The sequence below is a fragment of the Acidobacteriota bacterium genome (assembly GCA_026393755.1).
In the GTDB taxonomy this organism is placed as follows: domain Bacteria; phylum Acidobacteriota; class Vicinamibacteria; order Vicinamibacterales; family JAKQTR01; genus JBAXOX01.
The window spans coordinates 1-7,051 of the sequence record JAPKZO010000042.1 but is presented as its reverse complement, the minus strand read 5'-3'; the positions used below and the strand labels follow the sequence as shown (position 1 = coordinate 7,051).

The window sequence follows — 7,051 nt, the reverse complement described above, 5'->3', positions numbered from 1 at the left end:
TGGTGACATCCTCAGCTTACTGGTACTAATCAGCCGTGAGGCTTGATCATTTACCTCCATTTCATTTCGCGCGCATCAGAACGCGCCTTCTGCAGGATATTCGTTGTCAAGGTTTTTTGATCTTTACAATTTCAGCCGCCGCCCTCGTCAGGCCTCGAGCCCCGGTGAAGATACCCGGAATCCTCGGTCGGACCAGAAGCGGGCCGCGTCGGTATACGACGTCGGCTGATTCATATCGGGGCGGATACGTTCGCCCCAGCCGGTTTCCCGGTGGTCATAGGAGAAGGGTCACACCCGTTCCCATTCCGAACACGGAAGTTAAGCCTTCTACCGCCGATGGTACTGCGTGGGCAACTGCGTGGGAGAGTAGGTCGCTGCCGGGGATTTTCTCAAGGCCCGATGTCGAAAGACACCGGGCCTTTTTCGTTCGTAGGGGCCGACCCCCGTGTCGGCCCGACCCCTTCCGCGGGAAACGCCGCACCCAATCCACATCCTCCGTCAACTCTCCAGCACCTCTCGAATCTTCCGGGCCAGCGTGTCGGCCGAAAACGGCTTCTGAAGAAAGTGCACGCCCGCCTCGATCGCGCCTTGATGAGAGATCACGTCCGCCGTATAGCCCGACATAAAGAGGCACTTCAGACTGGGTCTCAGCGGAGCGAGTTGCTCCCACAAGGCGCGGCCCGTCATCTCCGGCATGATCATATCGGTCATCAGGAGGTCGAGGGCAGCCTTCCGCGAGGCGGCAAGCTCGATTGCCTCGTTGGGACTGCCGGCTGCGACCACGGCATAGCCCAGTTGTTCCAGCATGCGCCTGGCGAGTTTGAGCAGCGCCGCGTCGTCTTCCACGAGGAGGACGGTCTCCGTTCCGGTCGGCGTGGCGGCACCCTGCACCGCCCGCTCAACCGCTGCGGGTTGCTCGGCGTGTCGAGGGAGGTAGATCGTGAACGTCGTGCCGTGGCCAGGCTCGCTGTATGCGTTGATGAAGCCCCGGTTCTGCGTCACGATGCCGTAGACGGTCGCCAGGCCCAGGCCCGTCCCCTGGCCTTGCGGCTTCGTCGTAAAGAATGGCTCAAAGATGCGCGTTCGCGTCTCCGCATCCATTCCACAACCGTTGTCGCTCACCGTCAACTGCACGAACGGCCCGGGGATTGACCCGACGTGGGACGCACAGTACGCCTCGGTCACCTCGGCGTTCGCCGTTTCGACGGTGACGCGGCCGTTGCCGCCGATCGCATCGCGGGCGTTGACGGCGAGATTGACGAGGATCTGATGGATCTGGGCCGGATCCATGTACACCAGCCCCACGTCATGTCCCGGCACCCAGGCCAGATCGATGTCCTCGCCGATGAGCCGCCCGATCATCTTGAGCATGCCCGCGAGCGTGTCGTTGAGATCCAGCACCTGCGGGGCAATCGCCTGCTTTCTGGCGAAGGCCAGCAACTGCTGGACCAGGGCCGTCGAGCGATCCGCGGCCAACCGGATCTCCCCGATGTCGGCCAGGAGGGGGTCGCCTGCAGGGAGTTTCTCCACCACCATCTCGGCATAGCCCCTGACAACGGTGAGCATGTTGTTGAAGTCGTGCGCCACCCCACCCGCCAGCCTGCCCACGCTTTCCATCTTCTGAGCCTGCTGGAACTGGGCCTCCAGCTTCCCTTGCGCCTCTTCCCCTTGCTTTCGTTGAGAGATGTCTTCGACGACGGAAATGAAATAGCCCGGCTCTCCCGATCGTTCGCGCACGAGCGACACTGTGAGGTTGATCCACACCAGCGAGCCATCCTTGCGGACGTACCGTTTCTCTACAGAGTAGGTGCTGATCTCGGCGGCTAGCAGCCGGCGCGCGTTCTCGAGGTCGGGCGCGAGATCGTCAGGGTACGTGATCGCCTGGAACGTCGTCTCGAGCAACTCCTCGCGGGAGTAGCCGACGATGTCGCACAGCCGCTGGTTGACCAGGAGCCAGCGCCCATCCAGAGCGACATGGGCAAGGCCCACCGCCGCCTGCTCAAACGTCGCACGGAAGCGCACTTCGCCTTCGCGTAGCGCCTGCTCTGCCTGCAGGCGTGCCGTGACGTCGTGTGCGAGCACCAGCTTCGCGGGCCTTGCGCTGAAATCGAGCGTGTGGGACGCGATCTCGACATCGATGAGGCTGCCGTCCCGCCTGCGGTGCCGCCAGAGCCCGGCCTGTTCAAGTCCGTGCTGCGGCGCGTGGGCGATGTTCTCCTGGAGCCTGGGCAGGTCCTCCCGCGGTCGTGTGTCCTGGATGGTCATGGACAGGAGCTCGTGCTGGCTGTAGCCGTAGCGAGCCACCGCGGCGTCGTTGACCGCCAGGAAGCGCAGGCTCTCCAGGTCATAGACCCACATCGGGTTCGGGTTCCCGAAGAAGAGATCCCGATAGCGCACCTCGCTCGCCCGCAAGGCCCGCTCCGCCTCCCCGCGCTCGGCCAGTTCGACCTGCAATTGCTGGTTGAGGCGTCTCAGATGGTGATGCGCTATGGCCTGCTCAATCGTATAGGGGAGTTGGTCGAGATAGCCTTCGCGCTTGACAACGTAGTCGGCGGCTCCCAGCTTCAATGTGGCGACGGCTGCTGCCTCGTCGCCCTTGCCTGAGATGATGATGAACGGCGGCAATACGAGACGTCGGAGTCTGGCCTCCCGGACGAAGTCCAACCCGCTCTGATCCGGCATCCGCAGGTCAACGAGCACCAGGTCGTACGCGTGGGGCTGTTCCAAACGCGCCAGCGCTTCGCCACACGTGTGAACGACGTCCATCACCAGATGCGGCGCGGACTCAGCGAGGTGCCGCAGCGTCAACTCGACGTCCATGGAGTGATGCTCAACATAGAGAATCCGCCTGTTCGACGCGGTCCCGTCCAGCCCCTGGCCTTGCCTCCGGCGATACTCCTCGACCACGTCGCGCAGCAGGTCCGCAAGGGTGGCGAGGTAGTCGCCGAACTTGGGCACGTAGCTGGCCGCGCCCATCCGCAGCGCCTTGACCACCAATTCCTCATCGCCCACGCCTGTCACCATCACCACCGGCACATGGACACCGGCGTGGACGAGCGTCTTCAGCACGTCCAGCCCGTCGATGTCGGGTAAACGATAGTCAAGCAGCAACAGGTCGACCCCGGTCTCGCGCATCCGGTCCAGACACGCCTGCCCAGTGCCGACGATCTCGACGTCGAATTCCGGCGCGTGCGCGGCCAAGGCGGCACGGGTCAGGTCCGCGTCCTTCTGATTGTCCTCGGCGTACAGGATCCGGATCCTGGATTGCGGGTTGCCGACTGGAGATTCTGGAGATTGTGGAGTCGCCATCGGCTACCTCTCGTGGTTCGGGCCGGGGAAAGGTGGTTCGTTCGTGAGAATCCAGTACACATTGATGTGCTTCACCACCTCGGCGAACGCGGCGAAGTCCACCGGCTTCACGATGTACGAGTTCACGCCCAATTCGTAGGCTGCGCCGATGTCGGCGTTTTCGCGCGAGGTCGTGAGCACCACAAACGGCACCTGCTTCCACACGGGATGCTGCCTCGCGTAGCGCAGCACATCGATGCCGTCCACCTTCGGCAGGCGCAGGTCGAGCAGCACCAACAGAGGCAACTGCGGATCCTCGGGGGTCGGGTGCTCGTCGATGAACCCCAGCGCTTCCTCGCCATCGCGGCACACGAGGATGGGATTGGCAACGGCGTGCTCGATGAAGGCCTGCAGGCAGAAATCGAGGTCCATGTCGTTGTCCTCGACGACGAGGATGGAGCGCAAGCGTGACGCGTGGTTGAGGACGGGGATGGCGTTCATGGCGTGATGTCCGTCGTGGGCTGATGTGGCAGTTCGACGAAGAAGGTCGCCCCCTGCCCTGGGGCCGATTCGGCGCGGACGGTGCCGCCGAGCTTCTCGACGAGCTTCTTGACGATGGCCAGGCCGGCGCCGGTGCCCTCGAACTGTTCCGCGCGCACGAGCCGGTTGAACAGACCAAAGATGCGGTCATGGTACTTCATGTCGAAGCCGATGCCGTTGTCGGCAACGATCACGCGGACGGCCCCTGGCAGGGCTTCGGCGGTGACGGTCAGGCGCGGTGGCTTCGACTGGCGGCTGTACTTGACGGCGTTGTCGATCAGATTGGTCAGCACCTGGTGGAGGCCGCGTTCCCAGGCATGGAGCGTGAGCGGCGGGATGTTGACGCTGACGGCGACGCCGAGCTCGATGAGCGCGAGGCTGCGGTCGCGCAGGATGCTCTGCACGAGATCGGCGAGGTTCACCTGTGAGGCGGTCGGCGTCTCGCTCTCGAGGCGCGAATACGTGAGCAGGTCCTCGATGAGCGTGTCGAGAGTTCGCGACGCCGTGATCACTTGCGTGATGCAGAACTGCGCGCGCTCGCCAAGACCCTCTTTGTGGCGGCGTTCGAGCTCCTGCGCGTAGCCGGCAATGCCGCGCAATGGCGCCTTCAGGTCGTGAGAGACGGTGTAAGCGAAACCCTTGAGCTCCTCGTTCTTGGCCGCCAGTTGCGCCGTGCGATCGAGCACGCGTTGTTCCAGTTCGACGTTGAGCCGGCGGACCTCTTCTTCCGCCTGCTTGCGCTCGGTGATTACTTCCGAGAACAGGATGACGCCCCCAATCCCGCCGTCAGACTCGTTCCAGGGACGAATTTCCCAGCGCACCCAGTCAAGCCTTCCATCGGCACGCGGAAACGGATCTTCGTCGGCCTTTTCAATCGCACCAGCCAGACAGCGCCGGTGAATGTCCTTCCAACGATCTGGAACCTCCGGAAACACGTCATAGTGAGAACGACCAGCAAGGTTCTGTTCACGCAGGTCATAGTCGATGAGATAGCGGCGACTTGCCGCGATGTACTTCATCTCGCGATCGAACATGGCGATTGCCGCCGGACTGTGCTCGACGAACAGTCGGAGCACCTCTTCACTTCTGCGCAGGGCCTCCTCCGCAACCTTGCGCGCCGTGATGTCGTAAGCCGTGCCGCGGGTGCCCGCCGCGTTCCCCAGTTCGTCAACCAAGAATTTTGCATTAAAGATCAGGTCGATCTTTCGACCGTCCTTGCCGATGTGGACCGTTTCCAGTCCCTGGACGGTATTGCCTTTCAGAAGTCGCGCAAACTCTTTCAGGTCTTGTTCTGCATACTCTGGGGTCTGAAAGTCCGTGAACCTCTTTCCCAACATCTCCTCGATCTTGTAGCCGAATGTCTGCTCCCAAGCCGAGTTAAGGTAGGTGTAGCGCCCATCAGCATCGCACTGCCAGATCAGGTCCTGCGAGGTCTCCACCAGGTCGTGGTACAGGGCCTCGGATCTCTTCACCGCCTCCTCAGCCATCTTGCGTTCGGTGATGTCCTGCACAATACCGATCAGGCGTCGCGGCTCGCCAGCCGCGGCCCATTCGATCTCAGCGCGGGCGTCGATGACGCGTTCGGTGCCGTCGCGCCGGCGGATGCGGTACTCCAAGTCGTAAGGCGGGCCGCCGGCCATTGCGGCTCTCAGGCTCTCCACGATGCGGGTCCGGTCGTCGGGATGGACCAGGTTCTCGACAAACGTCTTGAACACCAGTTCGTCTGGTCTGGTCGGGTCCACGTCGAAGATCGCGAACATGTTGTCGGACCACGCCGCGGTGTCGGTCGCCACGTCGTATTCCCAGCTTCCCATCCGGGCCACGACCTCGGCAGCAGCGAGTTGGGCTCCGCGGTGGCGCAGCGCCTCCTCGGTTCGCTCCCACTCGGCTCGCGTGCGGAGCGCCGTGATGCCGTAGGCCACGTCGTCGGCCAACGCCGTGAGCAGGCTGACTTCTTTGGCGTTGAACGCATCGGATTCGGCGGCGTAGATGCTCAGCGCGCCGATGACGCGGTCGCCGGTCTTCAACGGCAGGGCGATCGACGAGCCATAGCCGTGTTGGAGGGCCGCCACCCGCCACGGGCCGAACGACGGATCGGTCGGAATGTTGCGGGCAATGACGTGCTGCCCTGTGCGGATGGCCGTCCCGGTCGGGCCGCGCCCGCGCTCGGTGTCGGCCCAGGTGATATTCACCGACTCCAGATAGCCCGCTTCAAAACCGCATTGCGTGACCGGTCTCACGGTCTTCGCCTCGTCGTCTTCGACCAGACCCACCCACGCAAAACGATAGCCGCCGTCGTCAACCACGATGCGACAGATAGCTTCCAGCAACGCGCCCTCGGTGGTCGCACGCACGAGGGCCCGATTACACGCGCTGATGGTCTCAACCGCCCGGTTCAGCCTATGCCATGCCGCCTCGGTCCCCGCGGGCTCCGTGGAAGGCGATTCGGGGTTCCCCGAAGAGGATGCCGGCTTGTCGGAGGATTCACGCGATGGATTCATCGGTGCTTATGCCTACGAAAGAGGCCAAGAACAGAGTTGATGTCTGCCCTGATTCGGCGCAGGCGCCAAGAACAGTCACGTCACGGCTCAAAGGCCGTGACCAGCACTCACAGTCGCTGGTGAGCCGTCCCCACGGGACACTCGGGGCAGAGCGGATGCAGCCAGCCGAGCCGAGGCGATGGACTCAAACTCTCTGCGTCGTGGCGCAAGACCGCGTTCGGCCCGCGCGTAGGACAGGAAATTGTGGGGGCAGGCAGAGTATCTCACCGGCCGAGGTAATTCACAAGGCGCGCCGGGAGAGACGACGGGACAGACGGGGGAGCACGGCCGACGAGCCGACACCCCGCACCAATCCGGCCCCCACGGCGGCGCCGCGATATCCGGTAGCGGCAAGGAGCACGAACACTGAGTGTCCCGTCCCAAGTTGTCGTGCGCTGAATCGGCTGCGAACCGGTGATTCATCTGTGCACCACGGAAGCACTGTTGTGTCTCTCACGGGTTGTCGCAATACCTATTATTGACGTATCTGTCGATAACAGGTATTATTACTTCCTGGAGCGGACATGGACACCGTCACCCCTATCCGATTCGTCGAGCAGTTTCATCTCCTGTTCCTCGCCCAACTCAGCCGACGTGTCGACAAGAAACTCTTCGTCGTCAAAGGGGGCTGCAACCTCCGCTTCTTCCACCGGAGCATCCGGTACTCCGAGGATATGGACCTC

The 7,051-nt window shown here is 63.1% G+C and carries 3 protein-coding genes and 1 rRNA gene; 1 reads left to right on the top strand and 3 read right to left on the bottom strand.

All coding sequences use genetic code 11. The features are described 5' to 3' along the window. Positions 1–266 precede the first annotated feature (266 nt). Positions 267–383 (top strand): 5S ribosomal RNA (gene rrf, locus NTV05_18725). Positions 384–498: 115 nt separating this feature from the next. Here rrf and NTV05_18720 read toward each other — a convergent pair. The 3 genes from NTV05_18720 to NTV05_18710 are packed head-to-tail and all read right to left on the bottom strand — an operon-like array spanning position 499 to position 6,182. Beyond that, positions 499–3,309: a response regulator gene (locus tag NTV05_18720; GenBank protein MCX6546428.1), complete on the bottom strand. Its 2,811-nt coding sequence runs from the start codon at positions 3,307–3,309 to the stop codon at positions 499–501. 3 nt (positions 3,310–3,312) lie between these two features. Next, entirely contained in the window at positions 3,313–3,789 is a 477-nt protein-coding gene (locus tag NTV05_18715; protein MCX6546427.1) for a response regulator, read from the bottom strand. Continuing rightward, positions 3,786–6,182, bottom strand: a complete 2,397-nt coding sequence (locus NTV05_18710; protein ID MCX6546426.1) for a PAS domain S-box protein — start codon at positions 6,180–6,182, stop codon at positions 3,786–3,788. The genes NTV05_18715 and NTV05_18710 overlap by 4 nt, the downstream gene beginning before the upstream one ends. Positions 6,183–7,051: the final 869 nt, after the last annotated feature.

Coding starts and splice junctions, on each gene's coding strand:
- NTV05_18720 (MCX6546428.1), bottom strand. CDS start 3,309: ATGGCGACTCCACAATCTCCAGAATCTCCAGTCGGCAACCCGCAATCC.
- NTV05_18715 (MCX6546427.1), bottom strand. CDS start 3,789: ATGAACGCCATCCCCGTCCTCAACCACGCGTCACGCTTGCGCTCCATC.